The sequence below is a fragment of the Nocardioides sp. genome, assembly GCF_035503875.1.
Taxonomy (GTDB): Bacteria; Actinomycetota; Actinomycetes; order Propionibacteriales; family Nocardioidaceae; genus Nocardioides.
This window is the reverse complement of the sequence record NZ_DATJTA010000093.1, coordinates 41,038-65,397: the sequence shown is the minus strand read 5'-3', so window position 1 is coordinate 65,397 and position 24,360 is coordinate 41,038. Positions and strand designations below refer to the sequence as shown.

Here is a 24,360-nt window from a genome sequence, read left to right as displayed (position 1 = left end):
CGGGGGTGCCGCTCCACAAGCCGCCACCCCGCGGGCACGTCTCGGATACGAGAACGGTTAACCACGAGTAACCTCCGCGCCATGACAGTCACGAGTGACCGCGCGGTCGCGAAGCTGCAGGCGCTGATCCGGATCCCGACGGTCAGCCACCGCGACGCGCAGCAGATCGACCGCCAGGCCTTCGACGACTTCCTCGTCGAGCTCGAGCGGCAGTTCCCACTCCTCCACGAGCGGCTGGAGCTCACCCGGATCACCAGCCACGGCCTGCTCTTCCGCTGGCCGGGCGCCAGCCACGAGCGTCCGGTCGTACTGATGGCCCACCTCGACGTGGTCCCGGTCGAGGGCGAGTGGCAGCACCCGCCGTTCTCCGGCGCGATCGTCGACGGGAGCATCTGGGGCCGCGGCACCCTGGACGACAAGGGCCAGCTGGTCGCCGTCTGCGAGGCGGTCGAGACGCTGCTGGAGGCCGGTCACACTCCCGCCCAGGACGTCTGGCTGAGCTTCGGGTGCGACGAGGAGGTCTCCGGCGCCGCCGCCCCGGAGGCGGTCGCCGAGCTGCGGCGCCGCGGCGTACGCCCCTGGTTCGTGCTCGACGAGGGCGGCGCGGTCGCCAGCGAGGCGTTCCCGGGCGTCGGCGCGCCGATCGGCGTGGTCGGGGTGACCGAGAAGGGCGTGACGTCCTTCGAGCTCACCGTCACCGGCCGTGGCGGGCACGCCAGCACGCCCGCCAAGTGGGGTCCGACGGCCCGGATCGCGCGCGCCATCACCCGCATCGAGCGGTCCCCGATGGCGGCGAGCATCCCGGAGCCGACCGTCGAGCTGTTCCGCCGGATGGCCCCGCACGCGCCGCTCCCGCTGCGCCCGCTGATGGCCGGCGCCGAGCGGATCAAGCCCCTGCTCACCCGCGCGCTGCTCGCGGCCGGCCCCGAGCCGGCGTCGATGGTCCGCACGAGCTTCGCCGTCACCACGCTCTCCGGCAGCCCGGCGCTCAACGTCATCGCCGCCACCGCCACGGCCGGCGTCAACGTGCGGATCATGGTCGGCGACACGGTCGCCGGGGTGCGCGAGCACCTCCGCAAGGTCATCGGCGACGACCAGGTGGAGATCAGCATCGTCGAGGAGCACGAGCCGAGCCCGATCTCGCCGCGCGACGACGCGTTCGCGTTGATCGAGCGATCGATCACCGAGATCTTCCCCGACGCGGTCCCCGCGCCGTACGTGATGATGGCCGCCACCGACTCCCGCCACTTCACGGAGATCTGCGAGCGGGTCTACCGCTTCGCGCCGTTCCGGATGACCAAGGCGCAGCGCCAGGCCATCCACTCGTACGACGAGCATCTCGGGGTCGACGCCTTCCTGGACGGCGTCCGCTGGTACCGCCACCTGATCGAGAGGCTCCCCGCGTGAGCGACACGTCCCTGAAGCCGGTCCACGGCCTGTTCGCGATCGTCGGCTTCCTGGTCTGCGTCGAGATCGCGAGCGGCGTGCTGCAGGGCTTCTACACGCCGATCTACCCCGACATCGCCGAGCACCTCGACATCCACGAGGGCGACGTCAACTGGTTCGAGGCGGCCCAGCTGATCGTCTCGGCGCTCTGCGTCCCGCTCCTCGCGCGCCTCGGCGACCTGGTCGGCCACAAGAAGGTGCTGCTGCTCTCGACCGCCGTCACCGCGCTCGGCTCGTGGGTGCTCGCGTTCGCGCCGAACTTCACCACGTTCCTGATCGGCTGGGCGATCCAGGGCGCGTACGTCGTCTGGCTGCCGCTCGAGGTGGCGATCATCTACCGGCGTACGGCGGGCTCGCGCGAGCAGAACCGGCTGACCCGCCGCTCGGCCGCGGTCCTGGTCGGCGCCCTCGAGCTGGCCGTGATCGTCGGCGCGCTCACCTCCGGCGCGCTGGTCGAGTCGACCTCGATGACCGTGCTGCTCATGCTCCCCGCGATCGTCGTGACGATCTGCCTGGGCCTGGTCTGGTGGGGCATCGAGGACGTGCCCGGCGAGTCCTCGGGCGGCATCGACCTGGTCGGCCTCGGCCTGATCACGCTGGTGCTCGGACTGGTGATGGCCGGCCTGGTGGTGATCCGCCTGGAGGGTGCCGGCAGCGTCGTCGCCTGGCTGCTGGTCGTCGCGGGACTCGCGGTGCTGGTGCCGTTCGTGCGCTACGAGAACCGCATCGCGGATCCGCTCATCGACGTACGCCTGATGGCGACGCCGGGGCAGTGGCCGGTGCAGCTGACGGCGTTCCTCTTCGGCATGTCGGTGCTGGGTGCGCAGATCCCGCTGTCGACCTTCGCGCAGACCGACCCCGACGTCGCCGGCTACGGCCTCGGCGCGAGCTCGTCGTTCGTCTCGACGCTGATCGGGGTCTACGTCGTCTTCATGGCGCTGGGCGCGTTCAGCCTGCCGCTCACCAGCCGGCTGCTCGGCGCGCGCAACGCGCTGGTCACGTCGGCTCTCCTGGTCGCCGTCGGCTACGGCATGTGGCTGGTCCTGCACGACACGACCGCGCAGGCGCTGCTCAACATGGCCGTGATCGGCCTCGGCTCCGGCGCCCTGGTCGCCGCCCTGCCGGCCACCGCCGCCGCCACCGCTCCGCCCGAGCGCACCGGCTTCGCCACGGGCATGACCAACGCGACCAAGACCGTCGGCGGCGCGATCGCCTCCTCGGTCTTCGCCATCGCGCTGACCGCCACCGGCTCGATCGAGGGCTTCGACGACGCCAAGGCGCCGCTCTCGGGCTACCTCACCGTCTGGGCGGTCTGCGCGGTCGCCGCCCTGGTCGCGGCCGCCGTGCTGCTGATGCTGCCGACCCCCGACCGCGACGAGGTGGACGAGCGGCCGGTAGTGGTCTGACCGCCGGGGTAGTCCGTCACACAGGGGGGCATTACCGACGAGTAACTCACCTCTGTGTGACGGACTATCCTCGGAGGGCATGAGCGAGGAGCGGGACGAGCGCACCGGACGCGCTGCGGCCGCCGCGCGGATCGCCCAGCAGCAGACCTGGGTCGACCAGCAGATCCGGATCGCGATGGAGCGCGGCGACTTCGACGACCTGCCCGGCGCGGGCAAGCCGTTGGGCGCCCTGGGATCGGGGCACGACCCCGACTGGTGGTTGCGGAAGCTGGTCGAGCGGGAGCGGCTCGTCGTGCTGCCGCCCAGCGTGCAGCTGCGCAAGGAGGATGCCGAGCTCGACGACCGGCTCGACACGCTGCACTCCGAGCGGGAGGTACGCGCGGCGGTCGAGGACTTCAACCAGCGGGTGATCGCGGCCCGCTACCGGCTGCCCGAGGGGCCGCCGCTGATCACCATGCCGCGCGACGTCGAGGAGACGGTGGCCGCGTGGCAGGCGCGCCGCGCGGCGCGCGCCGCGGCCCGGCGTACCGCCCGCGCGGCGGAGCCGCCCCGACGCCGGTGGTGGCAGCGCCGCCGCTGACGTGGGCACCGTCACCCCGCGAGGGGGTGTCGGGCGTCGTTCCATACCGTCAGTATGGAAGTCCAGAGGGAGCCGTCGTCTCCGAAAGGACACACCATGACCGACTCGTTCCTCGACGCATTCACCCCCGATCAGGTCGCGCGGATCACCGCGGCCGGGACCCGCCTCCACCTGCCCGCCGGCTGGTCCCCGATCCGGGAGCGCACCCCGGCCGACAAGGCGTACATCATCCTCTCCGGCGAGGTCTCCGTACGCCGTGGCGGCGAGGAGATCGCCCGACTCGGACCCGGCGAGATCATGGGCGAGACCGCGATCGTCGCCGACACGCTGCGCACCGCGACCCTCGTGGCCCTCACCCCGCTGGAGCTCATCCACTTCACCGACGACGCCGTACGACGCCTCCGCGAGGAGCTGCCCGACTTCAAGCAGGCCCTCGACGAGGTCGTCCGCGCCCGTCGAGACATTGCTCATACTCCGGAGTAACCCGCCGCTGCTACGTTCGCGCGCATGAGCGGATCACGCAGCGCGAAGGACTTCTTCCGGCCCCTGGCCGTCGGCGCGCCGACGCCCCTGACGGAGGTCCCGGCGCGGCCGAGCCGCGCCATCCACTTCTTCGACCCGAGCAACCCGAAGATGGCGGCGAAGGTCCCCGACATGGTCGGCACCGTCGACGTGCTGCTCGGCAACCTCGAGGACGCGGTCAAGGCCGACAACAAGGTCGCCGCCCGCGAGGGTCTCGTCGACATCGCTCGATCCACGGCCGATCTCGGAGGGCAGAGCGGGCCGACCCAGCTGTGGACCCGGATCAACTCGCTCGACAGCCCGTGGGTCCTCGACGACCTGACCACCCTGGTGCCCGCGATCGGCGACAAGCTCGACGTGATCATGGTGCCGAAGGTCCAGGGCGCCGAGGACATCCACTACGTCGACCGCCTGCTCGCCCAGCTCGAGGCCAAGGCCGGCCTGGAGCGGCCGATCCTGGTCCACGCGATCCTCGAGACCGCCCGCGGCGTCGCCAACGTCGAGGAGATCTGCGGCGCCTCCCCGCGCATGCAGGGCCTCTCGCTCGGCCCGGCCGACCTGGCTGCCGACCGCCGGATGAAGACCACCCGGGTCGGCGGCGGCCATCCCGGCTACCTGGTCCGCGAGGACCCGAACCCGGCGCAGCCCGACGCCCGCCGGACGACGTACCAGCAGGACCTGTGGCACTACACGATCGCCCGGATGGTCGACGCCTGCGCGATGCACGGCATCTACCCCTACTACGGGCCGTTCGGCGACATCGCCGACGTCACGGCCTGCGAGGACCAGTTCCGCAACGCCTTCCTGCTCGGCTGCGTCGGCACCTGGAGCCTGCACCCGAAGCAGATCGCGATCGCCAACCGGGTCTTCTCCCCCAGCGTCGAGGACATCCGGCACGCGCGCCGGGTGGTCGCCGCGATGGGCGACGGCACCGGCGCGGTCATGCTCGACGGCAAGATGGAGGACGACGCCTCCCTCAAGCAGTGCCTGGTGATGGTGGAGCTGGCCGAGCAGCTGGCCGCCATCGACCCGGAGCTGAAGAAGCAGTACGACGCCATCGAGCTGGAGGCCTGAGATGAGCGAGTTCACCCCCCTCCGCTCGGTCCTCTACATGCCGAGCTCCAACGCGCGGGCGCTCGAGAAGGCCACGTCGCTCCCGTGCGACGCCCTGATCCTCGACCTCGAGGACGCCGTCGCGCCGGACGCCAAGGAGTCCGCACGCGACGCGGCCTGCGCCGCGGTCGCGTCGGGCGAGTACGGCCGTCGTACCGTCACGATCCGGGTCAACGGCCTCGGCACCGCCTGGCACGACGCCGACCTCGCGGCGGCGGCGCAGGCCGGCCCCGCGGCGATCGTGGTCCCGAAGGTGAACAGCGCGGCCGAGGTGCAGCAGCTCGTCTCCGCGATGGAGCGCGCCGGCGCGCCCGAGCACACCAAGCTCTGGGCGATGATCGAGACGCCGGTGGCGATCCTCGACGTGCTGGCGATCGCCCGGGCCTCCGAGCGGCTCACCGCGTTCGTGATCGGCACCAACGACCTGGTCAAGGAGCTGTACGCCGAGCACGTGCCCGGCCGCGCGCCGATCCTGCCGTCGCTGCACACCGCCCTGCTCGCCGCCCGCGCCGCCGGGATCGCGATCGTCGACGGCGTCTACAACGACGTGAAGGACGCCGAGGGCTTCCTCGACGAGTGCCGCCAGGGCCGCGAGATGGGCTTCGACGGCAAGACGCTGATCCACCCCGGTCAGGTGGAGGGCGCCAACGCGGCCTTCGCGCCGTCCGAGCAGGCCGTCGAGGACGCCCGCGGGCTGATCCGCGCCTGGGACGAGGGCGCCGGGGCCGGTGTCGTCACCTTCAACGGCAAGATGGTCGAGAGCCTGCACGTCGAGTCCGCCCGTCGCACGCTCGACATCCACGAGGCGATCCAGGCGCTCGACGCCTGAGCGAACCGGTCAGGCGGGGCTCACCCGGGCGTCCGGGCCGGGCCAGCACAGGCCCTCGTGGCCGTCCGGCCACCGCACGAGGTACGGCGGGGCGCCCTCCTCGCCGTGCACCTCGATGATCTCGCCCTCGCGGCGGTGCTGCTCCGCCGAGGCGCTCTCCACCACCAGCCGGTCGCCGACGTTCGCCCTCATGGGTCCTCCTCGAGCCGTTGGTTCCACGATGCGCCTCATCCCGCTCGCGGGACAACAGGCCGGCGCCGGTCAGCTCGCCACCTGCTCCAGCACCGGTACGACGTCCGCCACCGGCGGCAGCTGCGCCATCTGGTCGGCGACCGTGCGGGCGGCGGCGCGGTAGTCGCCGTCGTGCAGCACCAGCGCCAGCGCCGCGGGCAGCTCCCCGGCGGCGGCCGGACCACCGGCGACGGTCAGCCCGGCCCCCACGGCCGCCACGTGGTCGGCATTGACGAACTGGTCCATCGCGAACAGCGGTAGCACGACCTGCGGTACGCCGGCCGCGAGCGCCGCCATCGTCGTACCGAAGCCGCCGTGGCCGACCACCGCGGCGGCGTACGGCAACACGTCGGCCTGGGGCCACCACTGCTCGACCCGGGTGTTCGGCGGGACGGTCAGGGTGTCGACCGCGACGCCGCGACCGGTCGTGAGCAGGACGCGGACGGGCTCCTCGGCCAGCGCCTCCAGCACCGCCGGGTAGATCCCGGCGAACGGCGGGAGCGCCGCGGCGACGGACCCGAAGCTGACGTAAACGAGGGGCTGGTCGGGGTCACCCCAGGCCTCGGGCAGCCCACCGTCACCGGAGGCCGCTGGCGCCCGGTAGCGGTGCACCGGACCCGCGTGCTCGGCGTCGGACGGGCGGACGTCGTCGAGGACCGTCGGCACGCTGCTGAGCGTGGGCGCGGTGCGGGCCGCGGCCGAGCAGGATCCCAACGGGAGGCCGGCGAGGGTGTCGAGCTCGGCCAGCGACGGCGCGACCATCGCGCCGACCTGCTCCATCAGCGCCGCGACGCCCACCGCGACCACCGCGTGCGGCACGCCGGCGCACAGCGCCGCGGCGAGCGAGCCGAACTCGACCGGCTCGCGGAGCACCAGGTCGGGCCGCCACTCCTCGACCGTCGCCGTCGCGCCCGCCAGGGCGGCCTGCGCGTCGAGCCGGCCGAAGACCTCCGCGACGACGGTCCGGTTGGCCTCCTCCATGGACATGCCCGGCAGCCGGCCCATCACCGCGCCGAGCGCGTCGGGCGGTACGTCGGCGAATGGCCGGTGCTCCAGGCCGGCGTCGGCGACCTCGGCCGCGAACGACTCCGGCGCCGCGACCGCCACCTCGTGCCCCGCCTCGCGGCAGGCGTGCGCGACGGGGACCAGCGGACCGAAGTGGCCCGACCCCGCGGTGCTGGCGACGAGCACGCGCATCTCGACATCGTCGCAGCGCCCGCGCGCGCCGACAGCCCCGAATTTGATGAGTGCCGGGGTTACTCCACGCCGGGCACCACGCGGATCTCGCGGACGGCGCCGCCGTCGAGCGCGGCGAGCGCCTCCTGGTACGCCGGGCTGTCGTGGGCGGCCCGGGCAGCCTCGACCGAGTCGAAGCGGATCACCACGGTCCGGGTCGCCTCCCCCGACTCCCACGTCTGCGCCGGCAGGCCACGGGCCACGAAGGTCCCGCCGGCCTCCTCGAGGGCGGGTCCCGCGAGCACGGCGTACGCCGCCAGCTTCGACTCGTCGAGGATCTCCTTGTAGATGCTGATCCAGTAGGCGCTCATGGGGCCATCCTGCCGAACCCGGGTGACCCGTCTCGGACTTCGGGGTACCGGAACCGCAGACGCTCCCGGAAGGAGACTGAAATGATCGTCCTCGGACTGATCCTGCTGGTGCTCGGCCTCGTCACGACCACGAGCATCCTCACCACGATCGGCGCGATCCTGCTGGTGGTCGGGTTGATCCTCAACCTGGTGCCGATCGGTGGCACCCGTCGACGGGTCTACTAGCGAGAGCCTCGGCACCTTCGTCACGACCCCGGCCGGACGGCCGGGGTCGTGTCATGTCCGGGGCTGGGCATCGGCTGGGCCGGGTTGCGGGCTCATCACGGTATGCAGACCGATTGTCGGTTCCCACGGTGGGTACGCCGTGGGAACCGAGAGTTCGTCTGCATACCGTGATGAGCCTGCACGGCCCGACCCCACCCCGACCAGGCTCAGGACCGCCCCGGCGCCCGCCAGCCCGGGTCCCGCCCGATGAACCCGAGCAGCCGGGTCTGCGGATCCGCGTCGGCGGGTACGGCGACCCGCGGGCCGTACTGCCCGCTGGCCCGGATCATCTCCTCGACCGGCTCCATCCCGGCCAGCATCCGCGCGCAACGCTCGGGGTCGAGCGACTCGTCCTGACCGGTGGCGCGGGCGAGGTCCCAGGTGTGCATGAAGACGTCGGCGGTGAAGAACTGCGACACCGCCCGGTCGAGCGGCACGTCGCCGATGTGCGGGTTGCTGAGCACCCGGGTGGCGGTCGCCGGGTCGTCGAGCAGGTCGCGGACCCCGCGCTCCAGCTCGTTCCAGGCGGCGGCCGGGTCGTCCTCGACCGAGGTCGCGACCTCCAGGCGGATGCCGGACCCCGACTCCAGGAAGCCGGGGAACCACTCGACGAGGTGGCCGACCACGTCGCGCGCCCGCCAGCCGTCGACCGGCGCCGGGGCGTCCCAGGACCCCGGGTCCGCTCCGTCGACGCGGCGGGTGAAGCCGCCGCCGATCTCGCGCCACTCCTCGGCCGCGCCCTGACCCGTGTCGTCGCTCATGCCGCTACCGACCGGCCGGGCGACCCGGATTCATCGGCGACGGCTCACGCGCCGCGGGTGCGCCGTACGGCGTCGTCGAGCCAGACCTTGGCGGTGCCGAGGAACCCGGCCAGGTCGTGGGCGAGCTTCCCGACCGCGTCCTGGCTGTGCTCGAAGACCTCGGAGTAGCTGCGCGCGGCCTCGCGGGCCGCGTCGGTGACGGTCGCCGTGGCGTCGTCGTCGCGGCGCGGGTAGGTGCCGCCGAGCATCGCGGTGTACTCGCCGGAGTCGACCCAGCGCCGCAGCTCGGCCGCGCGTACGACGGCGAACGGGTGCGACTGGTTCTCGATCAGCAGCAGCTTCAGCACCGAGTCCCGCAGGTCGCCGGCCTCCAGGTACTCCTTGCCCTGCGCGAAGAACGCCGGGGTGTCGAGGTCGTCGAGACGGCCGCCCGACGCGAGCTTCATGTGAACCCGGAACGCCGTCGCCGGATCCTGGGTCGCGAGCAGGCCGGCCCGGTCGGCCGAGAGCTCGGACTTGCGCGACCACTCGTGCAACGCCGCCACGATCGCGCGCACCCCGAGACCGCCGATCGGGATCGTCGACATCAGCCCGGAGAGCTTGATCAGGCGCTGGAGCAGCGTCTGGTAGACCGCGTGCCCGCTCAGCGCGTGCCCGAGCTCGTGCCCGATGACGAAGCGCAGCTCGTCCTCGTCGAGCAGGTCGACCAACCCCGAGGTGAGCACGATGAACGGCTCGTTCATGCCCAGGGTGTGGGCGTTCGGGACCGGGTTGGCGGCGACGTACACCTCGGGGAGCTTCGGCAGGTCCGGGGCGTCGAGCACCTCGGCCACCTCCCCGAGCAGCCGGTGCAGCGTCGCGAACTGCCGCTCGTCGACGCGGACGGCGGACCCGAGGAACACCAGGCGTACGGCGCGCTCGTTGACCAGCCCCGACATGGCCTTCAGGACCGTGTCGAAGCCCTTCAGCTTGCGCAGCGCCACCAGCGCGCCGCGGTCGGCGGGATGCTCCCAGGCGCGGGAGCTGATGTCGCGGAGGATGGCACGGGGGCGAGCCGGCGAGGTCGTCACGGGGTTTACTCTCGCAGGCGGCTGGAAAAGTGCGTCACGTTTTCAACGCTAAGAGCGCTCTCAACGTCGAGAACGTGACGCACTTTCCCGACCTCAGTGATGGGTGAGTTCCTCCACCATCCCCAGGCGCACGAACCGATCGTCCAGCGTCTCGGGCGCCGTGTCCCACGGAGGACGCTCCACCGTCCAGGCCCGTGACTCGGGGGGCAGGAACTTGGCACGGCCGCGTGCCGCCAGCATCCGGGCCGCTGCCACTCCTCGCGTGTCGCCGCGTACGACTGCGAAGCACTCGATGCCGTGGTTGCGGAACCGTTCCTCCCGCGCGACGTCGTCCCGCGCCTGGGTGACCTCCTTGTGGTGCTCCCCGTTGTACTCGCCAGCGAGACCCGCCACGGGGTCGAAGAGATCGGGGATCCCCACCAGCTTGCCGTCGAGGTCGTACACGGGCTCGTTCACCAGCGGCGGCTCGAGCCCGGCCACGAGCTGCCAGACCAGGCGCATCCACGGCTCCCGCGGCGACCAGCTCTCGTCGACGGCCAGGGAGGCGGCGTGCCGAGCCAGCGGTGCACCGTTGCGTGAGTTGAGGTCCGCGACGTACGCCGCGAACAGCCAGGTTGAGATGAGGCCCGCCGCAGCGGTCATGTCGATCGCAGTCACCGCCGCCCACAGCTCGCCGCGGCGGCGAACCTCGTCGAACAGGGCACGCTGGACCGTCGCAACGGGGACTCCGTCTACGACCTCTCTCTCGGTGGGCGCCAACCGCGCGCGCGAGATCGTGCATCCCAGCGATGGCCGGAGGTTCGCGTGCGCGCCACCGAGCGCGAGCGGGACTGGGAGCGGTTCCAGCGCTCCCTCGGAGAGGCCGTCGAAGTAGGCGGCACCCCGCCACCGCAGCGCCGCCCAGGCTGTGACACAACCCGACGAGCCGTCAGGTCGGAGCCGCGCCGCCTGCTCGACGATCCGCTGCTCGACGCATTCCGGCGCCTCCGCCGGGACATACAGGCCCACCCCGGTCTTGCGGAACCCCCGGCCGTTGGCCTGCCGCCAGGTCGGACCACTCTCGCCGGTGGGATCGACGCGGGTGGGCACGACGAGGTGGGCCGGTCGCGTGCATACCGCACTCCATCGATTCGATGACATGCACCGGGTCTGTCCCGTGCAGGTCCAGGGCTCCCGTTCCCGGGCGCGAGCCTGTGGAGGACGCGCGCACCTCGCCGACTGTGCAGCTTTGGTGGAGCACCCCGGTGCGGCGCTTGGGGAAAGTGCGTCACGTTTTCGACGGTAAGAGGGCTCTCAACGTCCAAAACGTGACGGACTTTCCGCTACTCCCCCATCGGCACCCGCACCCCCCGCTCGGCGGCGACCTCACGCGCGCGGTCGTAGCCCGCGTCGACGTGCCGGATCACCCCCATGCCGGGGTCGTTGGTGAGCACCCGCTCGATCTTCTCGGCGGCCAGGGCGGTGCCGTCGGCGACGCACACCTGGCCCGCGTGCAGCGACCGGCCCATGCCGACGCCGCCGCCGTGGTGGAACGACACCCAGCTGGCGCCCGAGGCGGTGTTGACCAGCGCGTTGAGGATCGCCCAGTCGGCGATGGCGTCGGAGCCGTCGAGCATCGCCTCGGTCTCGCGGTACGGCGAGGCGACCGAGCCGCAGTCGAGGTGGTCGCGGCCGATGACGATCGGAGCGGAGAGCTCCCCGCTGGCGACCATCTCGTTGAAGCGCAGCCCGGCGAGGTGGCGTTCGCCGTACCCGAGCCAGCAGATCCGCGCCGGCAGGCCCTGGAAATGCACCCGCTCCTGCGCCATCCGGATCCACCGGTGCAGCCGCTCGTTGTCCGGGAACAGCGACAGGATCGCCTCGTCGGTCGCGGCGATGTCGGCCGGGTCGCCCGACAGCGCGGCCCAGCGGAACGGGCCCTTGCCCTCGCAGAAGAGCGGCCGGATGTACGCCGGCACGAAGCCCGGGAAGTCGAACGCGCGGTCGTAGCCGCCCCGACGCGCCTCGTCGCGGATGGAGTTGCCGTAGTCGAACACCTCGGCTCCCCGGTCCTGGAACTCCACCATCGCCCGCACGTGCGCGGCCATCGAGGCCCGCGCCTCCTTGGTGAACCCCTCCGGGTCGGCGGTACGACGCGCCTCCCACTCCTCGAACGGCACGCCGACGGGCAGGTAGTAGAGCGGGTCGTGGGCCGAGGTCTGGTCGGTGACGATGTCGACGGGCGCGTCGATCTCCAGCAGCCGCGGCAGCAGCTCGGCGGCGTTGCCCAGCACTCCGATCGACAACGGCGTCCGCGCGTCGCGCGCCTGCACCGCCAGCTCGAGGGCGTGCTCCAGCGACGTCGCGCGTACGTCGAGGTAGCGGTGGTCGATGCGCCGCTGGATGCGCGCGTCGTCGCACTCGATGCAGATCGCCACGCCGTCGTTCATCGTCACGGCGAGGGGCTGCGCCCCGCCCATCCCGCCCAGCCCCGCGGTGACCGTGATGGTCCCGGCGAGCGTCCCGCGCTCCCCGGTGGTCGAGGCCGTCGAGATCTTGTCGGCCACCGCCGCGAAGGTCTCGAAGGTCCCCTGCAGGATCCCCTGCGTGCCGATGTAGATCCACGAGCCGGCGGTCATCTGCCCGTACATCGTCAGCCCGAGGTCCTCCAGCCGCCGGAACTCCTCCCAGTTCGCCCAGTCGCCGACCAGGTTGGAGTTCGCGATCAGCACCCGCGGCGCCCACGCGTGGGTACGCATCACGCCGACCGGCTTGCCGGACTGCACGAGCAGGGTCTCGTCGTCGGCCAGCGAGCGCAGCGAGGACACGATCGCGTCGTACGCCTCCCAGGACCGGGCGGCGCGGCCCGTGCCGCCGTACACCACCAGCTCGGCGGGGTTCTCGGCCACCTCGGGGTCGAGGTTGTTCATCAGCATCCGCAGCGGCGCCTCGGTCTGCCACGACCCCGCGCTCAACGTCGTGCCCCGCGGGGCGCGCACCTCTCTCACGACAGTTCTCCGATCACGTCTTCGACAGCGGACAGGACGGCACCCGAGGCGACCAGGCCGACGGCCGTCTCGATCTCGGGCGCCAGGTGGCGGTCGGGCCCGGGCCCCTCGACCCCGGCCTCACGAAGCAGGCGTACGACGGCGCCCGTCGCCGGCGACGGCTCGAGCGGCCGCCGGAGGTCGAGCGCCCTCGCCGCGGTCAGCACCTCGATCGCGACGACCCGGGTCAGTCCGTCGACGGAGCGGCGCAGCTTGCGCGCGGCCGACCAGCCCATCGACACGTGGTCCTCCTGCATCGCGCTGGAGGGGATCGAGTCCACCGACGCCGGCGCCGCGAGTCGCTTCAGCTCGGACACGATCGCGGCCTGGGTGTACTGGGCGATCATGTGTCCGCTGTCGACGCCGGGGTCGTCGGCGAGGAACGGCGGCAGCCCGTGGTTGCGTGCCTTGTCGAGGAACCGGTCGGTACGGCGCTCGCCGATCGACGCGACGTCGGCGGCCACGATGGCCAGGAAGTCGAGCACGTAGGCGACCGGGGCGCCGTGGAAGTTGCCGTTCGACTCGACCCTCCCGTCGAGCACCACCGGGTTGTCGACGGCGGAGGCGAGCTCGCGCTCGGCGACGGAGGCGGCGTGCTCGACGGTGTCGCGGGCCGCACCGTGGACCTGGGGCGAGCAGCGCAGCGAGTACGCGTCCTGGACCCGGTTGCAGTCCGGCCCGCGGTGCGAGGCGACGACGCCGGAGTCGCGGAGGAGGGCGACCAGGTTGGCGGCCGAGAGCGCCTGACCCGGGTGCGGCCGGATCGCCTGCAGCTCGGGCGCGAAGACCCGGTCGGTGCCGAGCTGGCCCTCGACCGACATCGCCACCGCGATGTCGGCGGTGCGCAGCAGGCGACGCAGGTCCTCGATCGCGAGCACCAGCATCCCGAGCATCCCGTCGGTGCCGTTGATCAGCGCCAGCCCCTCCTTGGCGGCCAGCCGCACCGGCTCGAGTCCGGCGGCGGCCAGCGCGTCGGCCGCCGGCATCAGCGTGCCGCTCGCGTCGCGCACCTGACCCTCGCCCATCAGCGCCAGCGCGCAGTGCGCGAGCGGAGCGAGGTCGCCCGAGCAGCCGAGCGAGCCGTACTCGTGCACCACGGGCGTGATCCGGTGACTCAGCAGCGCGGCCAGCAGCTGCGCCGTCTCCGGCCGTACGCCGGTCCGCCCCGTCGCCAGCGTCGAGAGCCGCAGCAGCATCAGCCCGCGCACGACCTCCCGCTCCACCTCGGGGCCGGACCCGGCCGCGTGCGAGCGGACGAGCGAGCGCTGGAGCTGCTCGCGCAGCTCGGACGGGATGTGCCGGGTCGCGAGCGCGCCGAAGCCCGTCGAGACGCCGTACGACGGAGTCTCGGCCGCGGCCAGTCGCTCCACGACGGAGCGGGACCGGGCGATCGCCTCGAGGGCGCCCGGCGTCAGCTCCACCGGGGCGTCGTGCCGCGCGACGGCGACGACCTCCGCGAAGGTCAGCGGGCCGACGTCGACGGGCACGAGCGAGCACATGCCCTCATCCAAGGCCGGGCTCGCACGGCCCACCAGCGGGTGGCGGGACCCCACGTCTCAGATCCGAGACAATTGGTAGAACGTGTTGCAGAAAAAGCGTTTGCCGCCGCGACCGGCCGGGCAGGTCAGACGTCGACGGCGCCGCTCCACCTGCGCGGATGCCCACCCGTGATCCCCCTGAGGAGTTCTCTCGATGCGCCGGTTCATCCCCCTCGGCACCGCCCTGGTGCTCGCCGCCACCACCCTCACGGCCCCCCTCGCCGGCACGGCGGCGGCCTCCGACCCCGACGCCGCGTCGGTCGTCGCCAAGGCCAAGCCCAAGAAGCCCAAGGCCAAGAAGAAGCCCACGCCGTACGCCTTCCGCGCCCACGGCTACGGCACCCGGGTCGTGGGCGGCCAGCTGCCCGCCGCGTCCGGGGCAACGGCGCTCGCGGTGATCGGCTGCACCAACAAGACCGGCGTCCACCGCGACAACAACGTCGCCGAGGTCAAGCTGCCCGGCCTCGGCACGATCTCCGGCGTGCGCACCGACGTCCGGACCGTCAAGACCGCGACCGAGACCGCCTCGATCTCCGAGCACAAGGTCGCCCAGATCGTCCTCGCCGAGTCCGCGCTCGGCCGGTTGTCGATCGAGGGCATCACGTCGTACTCCAAGGCGAGCGCGACCTCGGCGGGCTACGCCACCGAGACCGACACCACCCTGGCCAAGCTCGTCTTCCGCGCCCCCGGCGGCCAGGCCCAGGAGCTGCCGCTGCCCACCCTGAAGCGGCCGATCGAGGTCCCCGGCCTGCTGCGGGTCGCGATCGGCGACCAGAAGGAGCGCACCGGACCGGACTTCGCCCGCGCCCGCGCCAACGGCCTGACCATCACCCTGATCCCGACCAAGACGAAGGTCGTCGTCGGGCGCACGGTCGCCTACCTCACCAAGGGCATCCAGACCGGCCTGTTCGTGGGCTCGTCGAACGCCACCTCGACCGAGCTCCTCGGCGGGCTCGTCGGCACCGGCCGGACCCAGCGGATCACCATGCCCTGCCAGGGCACCGACGGGAAGGTCGAGCACTCCAGCGCGCTCGACCTCACCATCCCGGGCATCCTCGACGTCGGCGCGGCCCGCTCCAGCCAGATGGGCGAGCAGCGCCGCCGCCGCGCGTTCGGCTACGAGGAGTCCTCGGTCGCCAGCATCAACCTCGGCAACGGCGCCCTGGTCGTCGACGCGATCAAGGCGCGGGTGAACGTCTCCCGGGTCAAGGGCCGCAAGGCGAAGGTGAACTTCAACGGCACGACGGTCGCCGGCATCACCGTCAACGGCCAGACCTACTCGCTGCCCAAGCTCGACGGGCTGGAGATCCCCGGGATCGCCAAGGTCGAGACGATGGTCGAGGAGCGCTTCAACAACGGCGGCCAGATCACCGCCCTGCGGATCACCCTGCTCGACGGCACCGGCGGCGTCGTGAACCTCGGCCAGGCCAAGCTGAAGATCGCGCGCAGCGGGCGCTGACGGGCGGTCAGGTCCGTCCAACGGCCGCAATTGCGGCCGTTGGACACCCTGGCCCGTCCTCACCCTGCGCAACCGCCGCAATTGCGGCCTCCGGACAGCCCGGCCTCCGGACAGCCCCCTTCGACCTGTCGACAACCTCACACCCGCCATCCGTGAGACGTGCGCTCACCACCGGATCGCGGGGCGTTGACTGACCCGCGTGGACGACGTCAGCACCCTGCGCCGGTGGGCGATGCTGGCCGCCAGCACCCTCGCCCAGGCCTCGGCCGCGGTGATGATGCACGGCCCCGCGTTCCTGATCCCCGTCCTGCACGAGCGGGAGGGTCTCAGCCTCGCCGAGGCCGGGCTCGTGGCGGCGGCGCCGACGGTCGGGGTGATGCTCACCCTGGTCGCCTGGGGCGCGCTCACCGACCGGATCGGCGAGCGGCGGGTGCTGCTGAGCGGGCTCGGCGCCACCGCGGCCGCGGGGACGCTCAGCGTGCTGGTCGAGGGGCTCGTCCCGCTCGCGCTCGCGCTCCTCCTCGCCGGGGGCGCCGCCGCCAGCACCAACGCCGCGAGCGGCCGGGTCGTCGTCGGCTGGTTCCCGCCGCACCGGCGCGGTCTCGCCATGGGCATCCGGCAGATGTCCCAGCCGGTCGGCGTCGGCGTCGCCGCCATCAGCATCGCGGTCATCGCGGACCGCGCCGGCATCCAGGCCGCCCTGCTCGTGCCGACGATCGCCGCCGCGCTCGCCGCGCTCGTGGTGGCCGCGATCGTGATCGACCCGCCGCGCCCGGCCCGGGTCGCCGGGGACGCGCCCAACCCGTACCGGGAGAACAGCTACCTGACCCGGATCCACGGCGTCTCGGTGCTGCTCGTGGCTCCCCAGTTCGTGGTGTGGACCTTCGCCCTGGTCTGGCTGGTGCAGGACCGGGACTGGTCGCCCGCGGCCGCCGGCGGCCTGGTCGCCGGTGCGCAGGTCGTCGGCGCGCTGGGCCGGATCGCCGCCGGCCACCTGTCCGACGTCGTGGCGAGCCGGATGCGTCCGCTGCGCTGGGTGGCGGTGGCGGCCGCGGTGACGATGGGGCTGCTCGGGGTGGCCGCCGGCCAGGAGCTCGCGATCGCCGTACCCCTGGTCGTGCTGGCCACGGTCGTCACCGTCGCCGACAACGGCCTCGCGTTCACGGCCGTCGCCGAGCGCGCCGGGCCGTTCTGGTCCGGACGCGCCCTCGGGGTCCAGAACACCGCGCAGTTCCTGACCGGCTCCGCGGTGCCGCCGATCGCCGGACTCGCGGTCACGCACCTCGGGTACGCCGCCGCCTTCGGGCTCGCCGCGCTGTGCCCGCTGATCGCCGCGCCCCTGGTGCCGGTCCGCGAGGAGCAGACCCCCTCCTGACTGGGTGGACAGGCGTCCGGGTACCGGACGGAACCCGACCTAGGAGGCACTCGTGGATGACGTCGTCGTCTGGATCATCATCGCCGTGGTGGCGCTCGCCGTGCTCGCCCTCGTCGCGTGGCTGTTGAGCCAGCAGCGCAAGCGCAAGCAGCACCAGGCCCACGAGCACGCCACGCACCTGCGCCGGGAGGCGCTGGCCCATACGCCGGCGGTGACCGACGCGCAGCTCGAGGCGCGTCAGGCCGAGGCCGAGGCGGAGCTCGCCCGCGCCGAGGCCGAGCGGGCCGACCGCCGGGCCGCGGAGGCCCGCCAGGGGTCCGCCGTGGCCGAGGCCAAGCAGGAGGACGTGCTGCGGGAGGCCGACCGCCTCGACCCGCACGTCGACCACCGCTCGAAGGACTACACGCCGACCGTCGGCACGGACGCCGACCCGCGCACCGACCCGCGCACGGAGCCGCGCGCCGACCACGACGGCACCGACCCCGTCACTCCCACCGACACCCAGCACGGCGGCCGCCACAAGGACGTCTGATCCGCCGGCGGGCGCACTAGCCTGCCCGCATGAGCCAGGTGCCCGCAGCGACCCGCGCGCTGCGGGTGCTGCGCTTCCTGGCCAGCCAGCCGGAGGCCGTGCCGCTGGAGCGGATCGCGCGGGCGTGCGACCTGCCGCGCAGCTCGGCGTACCACCTGCTGCGCGCCATGGTCGACGAGGGCTTCGTCTCCCACCTGGCCGACGAGCGCCGCTTCGGGCTCGGGCTGGCCGCCTTCGAGGTCGGCAGCGGCTACTCCCGCCAGGCCCCGCTGCAGCGCATCGCGCGCCGCGCCGTCGCGGCCCTGGCCGACCGCACCGGCGAGAGCGCCCACCTCGCCGTGCTGCACGGTCGTGACGTCCTGTACGTCGTCGAGGAGCGAGCACCCGGACGAGCCCCGCTGGTGACCGACGTCGGGGTCCGGCTGCCCGCCCACCTCACGGCCAGCGGCCGGGCGATCCTCGCGGGGCTGCCACCGGCCCAGGTGCGCGCGCTCTACCCCGACGCCGCCGCGTTCGCCGACCGGCACGGCGTCGGGCCGCGCGGCCCGGCCGCGCTGCGCACCCTGTTGACCGAGACCCGCCAGCGCGGCTGGGCGACCGAGGACGGCGAGGTCACGCCCGGCTTCGCCAGCGTCGCCGCCGCGGTCGTCGACCACAACGGGCACCCCGTCGCCGGGGTCGCGGTCACCTACGCCAGCGCGGACCCGCCCGACGTCAGCGCGGAGGTACGACGGACCGCGGAGCTCGTCACCCGCCGGCTGGGCGGCCTCACCGCGCCGACCCGTCGATGAATCGGCGAGACACGCCGGTCGAGGGCCACTCCACGAAACCGGGCTGCCGCAAACCGCCCCGATCGGGGAGGATGCTCCTCGTGATCTCCCGCGTGCTCCATTTCGGCATCCTGCCGCCTCCGGTCGCCTGACCGGAGCGCCCCACCAGGCGTGCTCCGACCACCGCCCCCGTCGGACCTCCCCAGGAGCACACGCATGCCCACGCACACCTCGTCGACCCCCACGCTCTCCGCCCGCACCGGGCTGCTGCAGGTCTCCCTCGCCGGAGTCCTGTGGGGCACCGGTGGCCTCGCCGTCCAGATCATCCGCGACGTCCTGCCGATGTCGGTCGTCGTCATCAGCGCCTGGCGGATGGTCATCGCCGCGCTCGTCCTGGTCGCCGCACTCGCCCTGACCCGCCAGGTCGCGGGCGTGCGCACCCTGCTGCGCACGAGGCCGGCGTACGCCGTCCTGGTCGGTACGGCGACCGCGGCGTACCAGGTCCTCTACTTCGTCGCGGTCGTCAACGTCGGCGTCACCGTCGCGACCGTGGTCAGCCTCGGCCTGGCACCCGTGCTGCTGACCGTCGGCGAGGCGGTCCGCGACCGCCGCCGGCCCGACACCGCGCACCTGGTCGTCCTGGGCGTCGCCCTGACCGGCCTGCTCCTCGTCAGCGGTACGGCGCACACCGGCGACGGCGGCCCGCACCCCGCGCTCGGCCTGCTCGCGGCCGTCGGGTCCGGGACGGCGTACGCCCTGACGACGGCGCTGGGCCGCCCGCTCGCCCAGGTCACCTCGCCCCTCGCGCTCACCACCACGACCACGACGGTCGGCGCGCTGGCGCTGCTGCCCCTCGCCGCGGTCAGCGCGCTCGGCGGCAGCCCCGTGGTCACCACCGACCCGGTCGCCGCCGGCACGCTCCTCTACCTCGGCGTGATGACGATGGCGCTCGCCTACGGCCTCCTGTACGCCGGCCTGCGGACCACTCCCGGCAGCGCCGCCGTGATCGCGACGCTCCTGGAGCCGGTGACCGCCGCGGTCGTCGCGGCCGTCGTCCTCGACGAGCGGATCGGGGTCCTCGGTGCGATCGGCACGGCACTGATCCTGCTCGCCGTCGCGGGGCTCGGCCGGAAGCCGGTCGTACCTCCGGGTTGAGCCGCTCGTTGAACGGGCACGTAGAACGCGTTCCTGTTCGATCTGGGAGGCCCGGATGCGCGCGACCCGCCCGTACCTGCACCTGCTCGTCGCCGGCCTGACCGCGGCCGCGGTCGTCGTCAGTGCGGTCGTCGTCGGGGACGTCCCGGGCGAGCGGACCGGCACCCTCGCGGCCGGGTTCGACGCGCGGAAGGCCGCCGCGGGTCTGCCGCACGTCGACCCGCCCGGCACGCCGCCGCACACGCACGACGACCCCGCCACGAAGAACTCGCTGTCGCGGACCGCCGAGGCCGGGGCCGACACCCAGGACCCCACGACGTCGCCCCAGCGGCGCGCGGCGGCGGCGTACGTCGAGCGCCAGCGGCGCCTGAAGGACCCCCGGCTGACCCGGACCCGGGTCATGCAGAAGCGGCGGGCACGACCGCAGGACCGCTACGCGATGGCGAAGGGCTGCTACCGGATGGCCGGCCGCCCGGTCTTCTTCAAGCCGACCCGGCTCGGGACCTACCTGCTCTACACCGCCGACCGCCGGTTCCTGAGCGTCGGCGGGGAGCACGTCGCCAAGCCGTCGCCCGAGGTCGAATGGCAGGCGACCAAGGTCGGCCGCCGCAACCTGACCTTCCGCAACGCGGGCGGCTACCTGCGGATCCGGGGGCAGGCGCACTTCCCGCTGGAGCGCACGACGGGCTGCGCGGCGTACCCCGAGTCCCAGGTCGACGTCGTCGGTGCTCCGCACGGCGGCGTCACGCCGTACCAGGAGGTGCGGGGGTACGTCGACGCGCACACCCACGGCATGGCCTTCGAGTTCCTCGGCGGCCAGGCGCACTGCGGCCGGCCCTGGCACCGGTACGGCGCGCCGTACGCCCTCGTCGACTGCGTCGACCACACGGTCACCGGCGGGTACGGCGGGGTGCTGGAGAGCGCGCTCTCCGGGGAGCCCGGCCACGATCCCGTCGGGTGGCCGACGTTCGAGGACTGGCCCGCGCCGGACTCGCTGACCCACGAGGGCACCTACTACCGCTGGCTGGAGCGCGCGTGGCGCGGCGGACAGCGGCTCTTCGTGAACCTGCTGGTCGAGAACAACCAGCTCTGCCAGCTCTACCCGCTGAAGCGGAACTCCTGCGACGACATGGACTCGGTGCGGCTGCAGGCGCAGCGCATGTACGAGCTGCAGGACTACGTCGACGCCCAGTTCGGCGGCCCGGGCAAGGGCTTCTACCGGATCGTGAAGAACCCCTGGCAGGCCCGGAAGGTGATCAACGCCGGGAAGTTGGCGGTGGTGATGGGCATCGAGACCTCGGTGCCGTTCGGCTGCACGATGAAGGTCGACATCCCGCAGTGCTCGCTGGCCGACATCGACCGCCAGCTCGACGAGGTGCACCGGCTGGGCGTGCGGCAGATGGAGCTGGTCAACAAGTTCGACAACGCCCTCTCCGGCGTCGCGGGCGACAAGGGCGCCGTCGGTCCGCTGGTGAACCTGGCCAACTTCCTGGAGACCGGGTCGCTCTGGGACATGCGGCACTGCGAGCCGGCCGACGGGCGCTCCCACGACAACAGCCAGGTGGCGCTGCCCGACATCAGCGGCGGGCAGCAGGACGCGCTGTTCGGCGCGGTGGCGAAGCTCGGGCTCGACCTCGGCCTGCCCAACATCGCCCTGCCGCTCTACCCGCCGCCGGAGCACTGCAACAGCCGCGGGCTGACCACCCTCGGCGAGCACATGATCCGGGCGCTGGCGAAGCGCGGGATGCTCTTCGACCCCGACCACATGAGCGTCAAGGCCCGCCGGGCCGCGATGGACACCATCGAGCGGCTGGGCTACTCCGGCGTGCTCTCCAGCCACTCGTGGTCCACCCCGGACACGTACCCGCGGATCTACCGCTCCGGCGGCTTCATCACGCCGTACGCCGGCGACTCGACGGGCTTCGTCACCAAGTGGCGCGAGCACGTCGGCTGGGCCGACCCGCGCTACTACTGGGGGATCGGCTTCGGCGCCGACATCAACGGCCTCGGCGCGCAGGGCGATCCCCGCGGCGCGACCGTGCGGAACCCGGTGCGCTACCCCTTCCGCGGTCTCGGCGGCGTGCAGGTGAAGAAGCAGCGGGCCGGCCAGCGGGTCTACGACATCAACGTCGACGGCGTCGCCCAGTACGGCCTCTACCCCGACTGGATCGAGGACCTGCGGAAGGTCGCCGGCGGCCGGGCCGGCCGGGCGATCGTCGACGACATGGCCCGCGGCGCGGAGGCGTACCTGCAGATGTGGGAGCGCGCCGAGGGCGTCCGGGCCGACTCGTGCCGCAACCCCGGACTGCGCGAGCCGGTCTCGCGGGTCACGAAGCTGGTCCGCCGCGGCATGAGCACGAAGGCGGTCATGCGCGCCGTCGGACAGCCGTTCACGCGGCTCGGCTCGTCGTACGGCGTGTGCGCCCGGACGGCGAAGGACCCGAGGGTGCGGGTGACGATCACGTTCGGTCGGGGCGGCAAGGTGACGCAGGTGCGGGCGCGGCGCTGACCCCAGCTAAGGAGATTTGCTCAAACCTGGGGTACGCCGGGCTGTCCGGTGATGGAATCGGCGTTCCGCCGCCCTCCCGAGGAGTCCCGTGAACCTGCGCGCCCCGCGCCTGCTGCCCCTGCTCGCCCTGGTCGCGCCCGCGCTCGCCGTCCTGCCGCAGGGCTCGCCCGCCACGGCCGCGGTGCCGACGCCCGCGCCGGTGAACGTTATCGCGAGCGAGCGTGTGAACTTCGGCGACACCCTCCCGGCCGACCGCGCCTACCGCCAGGTCGCTGTCGGCTACTCGATGACGTACGGCCTGCGCCCCGACGGCGCCATCGACGCCGTCGGCCCCTACCCCGGGCTCCCCTCCCCGCCGGCGCCTCCCAGCGGCCGGTCCTGGGTGAGCATCGCCGCCGGTGGCCAGCACGGTCTCGCCCTCGACTCGGCGGGGCACGTCGCGACCTGGGGGTTCGCCGACGACAACCGGACCGTCCCGGCGACCGTGCCGCCCGGCATCGCCTCGACGACGTTCCAGCAGGTGAGCGCCGGACGCAACCACGACCTGGGGCTCACCACCGACGGCCGGGTCGTCGGCTGGGGGACCCCGTCGCACCTCAACGAGCTCGCGATCCCCGCCGCGCTGACGGTCCCGGACCAGGCCGACCCGGTCGTCCAGGTCGCGACCGCGTACGGCATCTCCGCCGCGGTCACCGCGAGCGGGCAGCTGCACGCCTGGGGCAGCATGCTCGGCACGCCTCCCGACGGCCTGGACGGGCCCGTCGCCGAGGTCTCCGCGGGGCGGGGCCACCTGCTGGTCCGCACGGTGGCCGGGGACGCCTTCGACTGGGGCGTCTACTCCGCCGGCCCGATGCCCGACCTGGGCGACGACACGGTCGTCGACGTCGAGGCGGGCTACGAGCAGCGCTCGGCGGTGATCACCGAGGACGGCCAGGTCGTCGTCTGGGGCCAGGGTGAGGGCCAGCTGCCCACCCCGCGCGACGACGCCCGGCCGGTCGGCATCGACCTCGACCGCAGCCGCGGCGTGATCACCTACGGCGCCCTCACCAGCACCGCGGCGCCCACGATCGACGGTGCGCCGCGGTTCGGCGACGAGCTCACCGCCACGCCGGGCGCGTGGAGCGAGCAGCCCGACGACGTCCACTTCGAGTGGCGGGCCCACGACCGCAACGGCGGCTCGGCCGTCGTCGGGACCGACGCACCGACGTACACCCCGACGGCCCAGGACGCCTGGGACTGGGTGACCCTGTCGGTCACGGTCACCGCGACCAAGGACGGGTTCGTCGGCGCGACGGCGACGTCCGAGCAGACCGCGAACGTCGCTCAGCGGCTCTTCGCCGAGGCACCGGAGATCACCGTGACCGGCGAGGCACGGGTCGGCGGGACGCTCACCGCCACCGCGACCTCCGCGTCGCCGCTCCCCGACGACGTCGCGTGGGGGTGGTACCTCGTCGACCGGGACGAGGACATGGTGGAGCGGATCGACGGGACCGCGTCCGGGGTCCTGACCGTCACCCCCGAGCTCGAGGGCAAGACGGTGTCGGCCAACGTCACCGTCACCAAGGAGGGGTACGAGCCCGCCTTCGACCAGGTCGACCTGACCATCGCCGCGGGCACGCTGGCCGCGCCGAGGGTCTCCGTCAGCGGACGGGCCCGGGTCGGCCAGACCCTGACCGCCGCTGCCGCGGCCGACCCCGCTGCGACGAGGACGACGTACCAGTGGCTGCGCTCGGGGGCTCCGATCGCCGGGGCCGTCGCGGGCACCTACCGGGTGACCGCCGCGGACCTGGGCTCGCGGCTGAGCGTGCGGACGACCAGCACGGCGCCCGGCTACACGCCCGTCGCCGGCGCTTCCGCCAGCACCCCCGTCGTCACCCTCGGGGCCGCACGCCTGCGGGTCGTCGCTCCCTCCCGGGTCACCGTCGGCCGGCGGGCGGCGATCTCCGTCCGGGGCCTGGCGGCGAACGAGCGCTTCACGGTCCGGGTCGGCGGGAGGAAGGCGACCGGGACGGCGAACGCCTCGGGGACCGGCAAGGTCCGGCTGAAGATCGCCGGGAAGCCCGGCCGGCGCCCGGTCGTGGTCGTCGGCTCGGTCGCCGACCGTGCGGGCAAGGCCACGCTGCGCGTCGTACGCCGCAGGTAGCACCCAAGCGTCGTCGGCGAGGTTACCCACCAGTAGGATGATTCTCACGCCGACCGGGCACTGACGGGGCACCCGGGGGCCTCT

Annotated in this window: 22 protein-coding genes; 14 read left to right on the top strand and 8 right to left on the bottom strand. The window is 73.2% G+C overall.

Annotation, left to right across the window (positions count from 1 at the left end; genetic code table 11):
• Positions 1–81 precede the first annotated feature (81 nt).
• The 6 genes from VMF51_RS23090 to VMF51_RS23065 all read left to right on the top strand — a co-directional run bounded on the left by VMF51_RS23090 (position 82) and on the right by VMF51_RS23065 (position 5,896).
• Positions 82–1,407 carry a M20/M25/M40 family metallo-hydrolase gene (locus VMF51_RS23090; protein ID WP_325476830.1) on the top strand — a complete coding sequence of 442 codons (1,326 nt, stop codon included), beginning with the start codon at positions 82–84 and terminating at the stop codon, positions 1,405–1,407.
• Positions 1,404–2,852: an MFS transporter gene (locus VMF51_RS23085; RefSeq protein WP_325476829.1), complete on the top strand. Its 1,449-nt coding sequence runs from the start codon at positions 1,404–1,406 to the stop codon at positions 2,850–2,852. The genes VMF51_RS23090 and VMF51_RS23085 overlap by 4 nt, the downstream gene beginning before the upstream one ends.
• Positions 2,853–2,931: 79 nt before the next feature.
• Positions 2,932–3,432, top strand: a complete 501-nt coding sequence (locus VMF51_RS23080) for a DUF1992 domain-containing protein (protein ID WP_325476828.1) — start codon at positions 2,932–2,934, stop codon at positions 3,430–3,432.
• A 96-nt stretch (positions 3,433–3,528) separates the two neighbouring features.
• The gene (locus tag VMF51_RS23075; RefSeq protein ID WP_325476827.1) at positions 3,529–3,915 is read left to right on the top strand and encodes a cyclic nucleotide-binding domain-containing protein; all 387 of its coding nucleotides are present in this window, start codon (positions 3,529–3,531) and stop codon (positions 3,913–3,915) included.
• Positions 3,916–3,939: 24 nt separating this feature from the next.
• Positions 3,940–5,028 (top strand): CoA ester lyase, encoded by a 1,089-nt coding sequence (locus VMF51_RS23070; RefSeq protein ID WP_325476826.1) that lies wholly within the window; start codon positions 3,940–3,942, stop codon positions 5,026–5,028.
• Between the two features lies 1 nt (position 5,029).
• A complete protein-coding gene (locus VMF51_RS23065; protein ID WP_325476825.1) occupies positions 5,030–5,896 on the top strand; it encodes a CoA ester lyase in 867 nt (288 codons plus the stop codon).
• A gap of 9 nt (positions 5,897–5,905) precedes the next feature.
• On the opposite strand, the gene VMF51_RS23060 is transcribed toward VMF51_RS23065, so the two are convergent.
• The 3 genes from VMF51_RS23060 to VMF51_RS23050 form a co-directional block, all read right to left on the bottom strand.
• The gene (locus VMF51_RS23060) at positions 5,906–6,088 is read right to left on the bottom strand and encodes a DUF1918 domain-containing protein (RefSeq protein ID WP_325476824.1); all 183 of its coding nucleotides are present in this window, start codon (positions 6,086–6,088) and stop codon (positions 5,906–5,908) included.
• 69 nt (positions 6,089–6,157) lie between these two features.
• A complete protein-coding gene (locus VMF51_RS23055; protein WP_325476823.1) occupies positions 6,158–7,324 on the bottom strand; it encodes a glycosyltransferase in 1,167 nt (388 codons plus the stop codon).
• Between the two features lie 59 nt (positions 7,325–7,383).
• Entirely contained in the window at positions 7,384–7,674 is a 291-nt protein-coding gene (locus tag VMF51_RS23050) for a DUF1330 domain-containing protein (protein ID WP_325476822.1), read from the bottom strand.
• Between the two features lie 81 nt (positions 7,675–7,755).
• Here VMF51_RS23050 and VMF51_RS23045 point away from each other — a divergent pair, with 81 nt between their 5' ends.
• Positions 7,756–7,899: a hypothetical protein gene (locus tag VMF51_RS23045; protein ID WP_325476821.1), complete on the top strand. Its 144-nt coding sequence runs from the start codon at positions 7,756–7,758 to the stop codon at positions 7,897–7,899.
• Positions 7,900–8,105: 206 nt separating this feature from the next.
• Here VMF51_RS23045 and VMF51_RS23040 read toward each other — a convergent pair whose 3' ends face one another.
• The 5 genes from VMF51_RS23040 to hutH form a co-directional block, all read right to left on the bottom strand.
• Positions 8,106–8,699: a TIGR03086 family metal-binding protein gene (locus tag VMF51_RS23040; protein WP_325476820.1), complete on the bottom strand. Its 594-nt coding sequence runs from the start codon at positions 8,697–8,699 to the stop codon at positions 8,106–8,108.
• A gap of 44 nt (positions 8,700–8,743) precedes the next feature.
• On the bottom strand, positions 8,744–9,769 hold the full coding sequence (locus VMF51_RS23035; protein ID WP_325476819.1) for a M48 family metallopeptidase: 1,026 nt from the start codon (positions 9,767–9,769) through the stop codon (positions 8,744–8,746).
• A 93-nt stretch (positions 9,770–9,862) separates the two neighbouring features.
• Entirely contained in the window at positions 9,863–10,858 is a 996-nt protein-coding gene (locus VMF51_RS23030; RefSeq protein WP_325476818.1) for a hypothetical protein, read from the bottom strand.
• Between the two features lie 233 nt (positions 10,859–11,091).
• Positions 11,092–12,756 (bottom strand): urocanate hydratase, encoded by a 1,665-nt coding sequence (hutU, locus tag VMF51_RS23025; protein ID WP_325476817.1) that lies wholly within the window; start codon positions 12,754–12,756, stop codon positions 11,092–11,094.
• On the bottom strand, positions 12,753–14,294 hold the full coding sequence (hutH, locus tag VMF51_RS23020; RefSeq protein ID WP_325476816.1) for a histidine ammonia-lyase: 1,542 nt from the start codon (positions 14,292–14,294) through the stop codon (positions 12,753–12,755). Before hutH ends, hutU begins: the two co-directional genes overlap by 4 nt.
• Before the next feature lie 193 nt (positions 14,295–14,487).
• Between hutH and VMF51_RS23015 the strand changes: the two genes are divergently transcribed.
• From VMF51_RS23015 to VMF51_RS22985, 7 genes are all read left to right on the top strand, one after another.
• Positions 14,488–15,792 carry a choice-of-anchor P family protein gene (locus VMF51_RS23015; protein WP_325476815.1) on the top strand — a complete coding sequence of 435 codons (1,305 nt, stop codon included), beginning with the start codon at positions 14,488–14,490 and terminating at the stop codon, positions 15,790–15,792.
• Positions 15,793–15,991: 199 nt separating this feature from the next.
• Positions 15,992–17,167: an MFS transporter gene (locus VMF51_RS23010; protein ID WP_325476814.1), complete on the top strand. Its 1,176-nt coding sequence runs from the start codon at positions 15,992–15,994 to the stop codon at positions 17,165–17,167.
• A gap of 52 nt (positions 17,168–17,219) precedes the next feature.
• Positions 17,220–17,699 (top strand): hypothetical protein, encoded by a 480-nt coding sequence (locus tag VMF51_RS23005; RefSeq protein WP_325476813.1) that lies wholly within the window; start codon positions 17,220–17,222, stop codon positions 17,697–17,699.
• 29 nt (positions 17,700–17,728) lie between these two features.
• A complete protein-coding gene (locus VMF51_RS23000; protein WP_325476812.1) occupies positions 17,729–18,490 on the top strand; it encodes an IclR family transcriptional regulator in 762 nt (253 codons plus the stop codon).
• Between the two features lie 195 nt (positions 18,491–18,685).
• Positions 18,686–19,624: a DMT family transporter gene (locus VMF51_RS22995; RefSeq protein WP_325476811.1), complete on the top strand. Its 939-nt coding sequence runs from the start codon at positions 18,686–18,688 to the stop codon at positions 19,622–19,624.
• A gap of 55 nt (positions 19,625–19,679) precedes the next feature.
• Entirely contained in the window at positions 19,680–22,133 is a 2,454-nt protein-coding gene (locus VMF51_RS22990) for a hypothetical protein (protein WP_325476810.1), read from the top strand.
• Positions 22,134–22,221: 88 nt separating this feature from the next.
• Complete coding sequence (locus VMF51_RS22985; RefSeq protein WP_325476809.1) at positions 22,222–24,276, top strand: hypothetical protein; 2,055 nt, start codon at positions 22,222–22,224, stop codon at positions 24,274–24,276.
• Positions 24,277–24,360: the final 84 nt, after the last annotated feature.

Bases quoted from the DNA above. Each gene is read 5' to 3' on its own strand.
- VMF51_RS22990 (WP_325476810.1), top strand. From the start codon at position 19,680: ATGCGCGCGACCCGCCCGTACCTGCACCTGCTCGTCGCCGGCCTGACC.
- VMF51_RS23015 (WP_325476815.1), top strand. From the start codon at position 14,488: ATGCGCCGGTTCATCCCCCTCGGCACCGCCCTGGTGCTCGCCGCCACC.
- VMF51_RS23065 (WP_325476825.1), top strand. From the start codon at position 5,030: ATGAGCGAGTTCACCCCCCTCCGCTCGGTCCTCTACATGCCGAGCTCC.
- VMF51_RS23080 (WP_325476828.1), top strand. From the start codon at position 2,932: ATGAGCGAGGAGCGGGACGAGCGCACCGGACGCGCTGCGGCCGCCGCG.
- VMF51_RS23040 (WP_325476820.1), bottom strand. From the start codon at position 8,699: ATGAGCGACGACACGGGTCAGGGCGCGGCCGAGGAGTGGCGCGAGATC.
- VMF51_RS22995 (WP_325476811.1), top strand. From the start codon at position 18,686: ATGCCCACGCACACCTCGTCGACCCCCACGCTCTCCGCCCGCACCGGG.
- VMF51_RS23090 (WP_325476830.1), top strand. From the start codon at position 82: ATGACAGTCACGAGTGACCGCGCGGTCGCGAAGCTGCAGGCGCTGATC.
- VMF51_RS23000 (WP_325476812.1), top strand. From the start codon at position 17,729: ATGAGCCAGGTGCCCGCAGCGACCCGCGCGCTGCGGGTGCTGCGCTTC.
- VMF51_RS23060 (WP_325476824.1), bottom strand. From the start codon at position 6,088: ATGAGGGCGAACGTCGGCGACCGGCTGGTGGTGGAGAGCGCCTCGGCG.
- hutH (WP_325476816.1), bottom strand. From the start codon at position 14,294: ATGTGCTCGCTCGTGCCCGTCGACGTCGGCCCGCTGACCTTCGCGGAG.
- VMF51_RS23075 (WP_325476827.1), top strand. From the start codon at position 3,529: ATGACCGACTCGTTCCTCGACGCATTCACCCCCGATCAGGTCGCGCGG.
- VMF51_RS23055 (WP_325476823.1), bottom strand. From the start codon at position 7,324: ATGCGCGTGCTCGTCGCCAGCACCGCGGGGTCGGGCCACTTCGGTCCG.
- VMF51_RS23070 (WP_325476826.1), top strand. From the start codon at position 3,940: ATGAGCGGATCACGCAGCGCGAAGGACTTCTTCCGGCCCCTGGCCGTC.
- VMF51_RS23050 (WP_325476822.1), bottom strand. From the start codon at position 7,674: ATGAGCGCCTACTGGATCAGCATCTACAAGGAGATCCTCGACGAGTCG.
- VMF51_RS23045 (WP_325476821.1), top strand. From the start codon at position 7,756: ATGATCGTCCTCGGACTGATCCTGCTGGTGCTCGGCCTCGTCACGACC.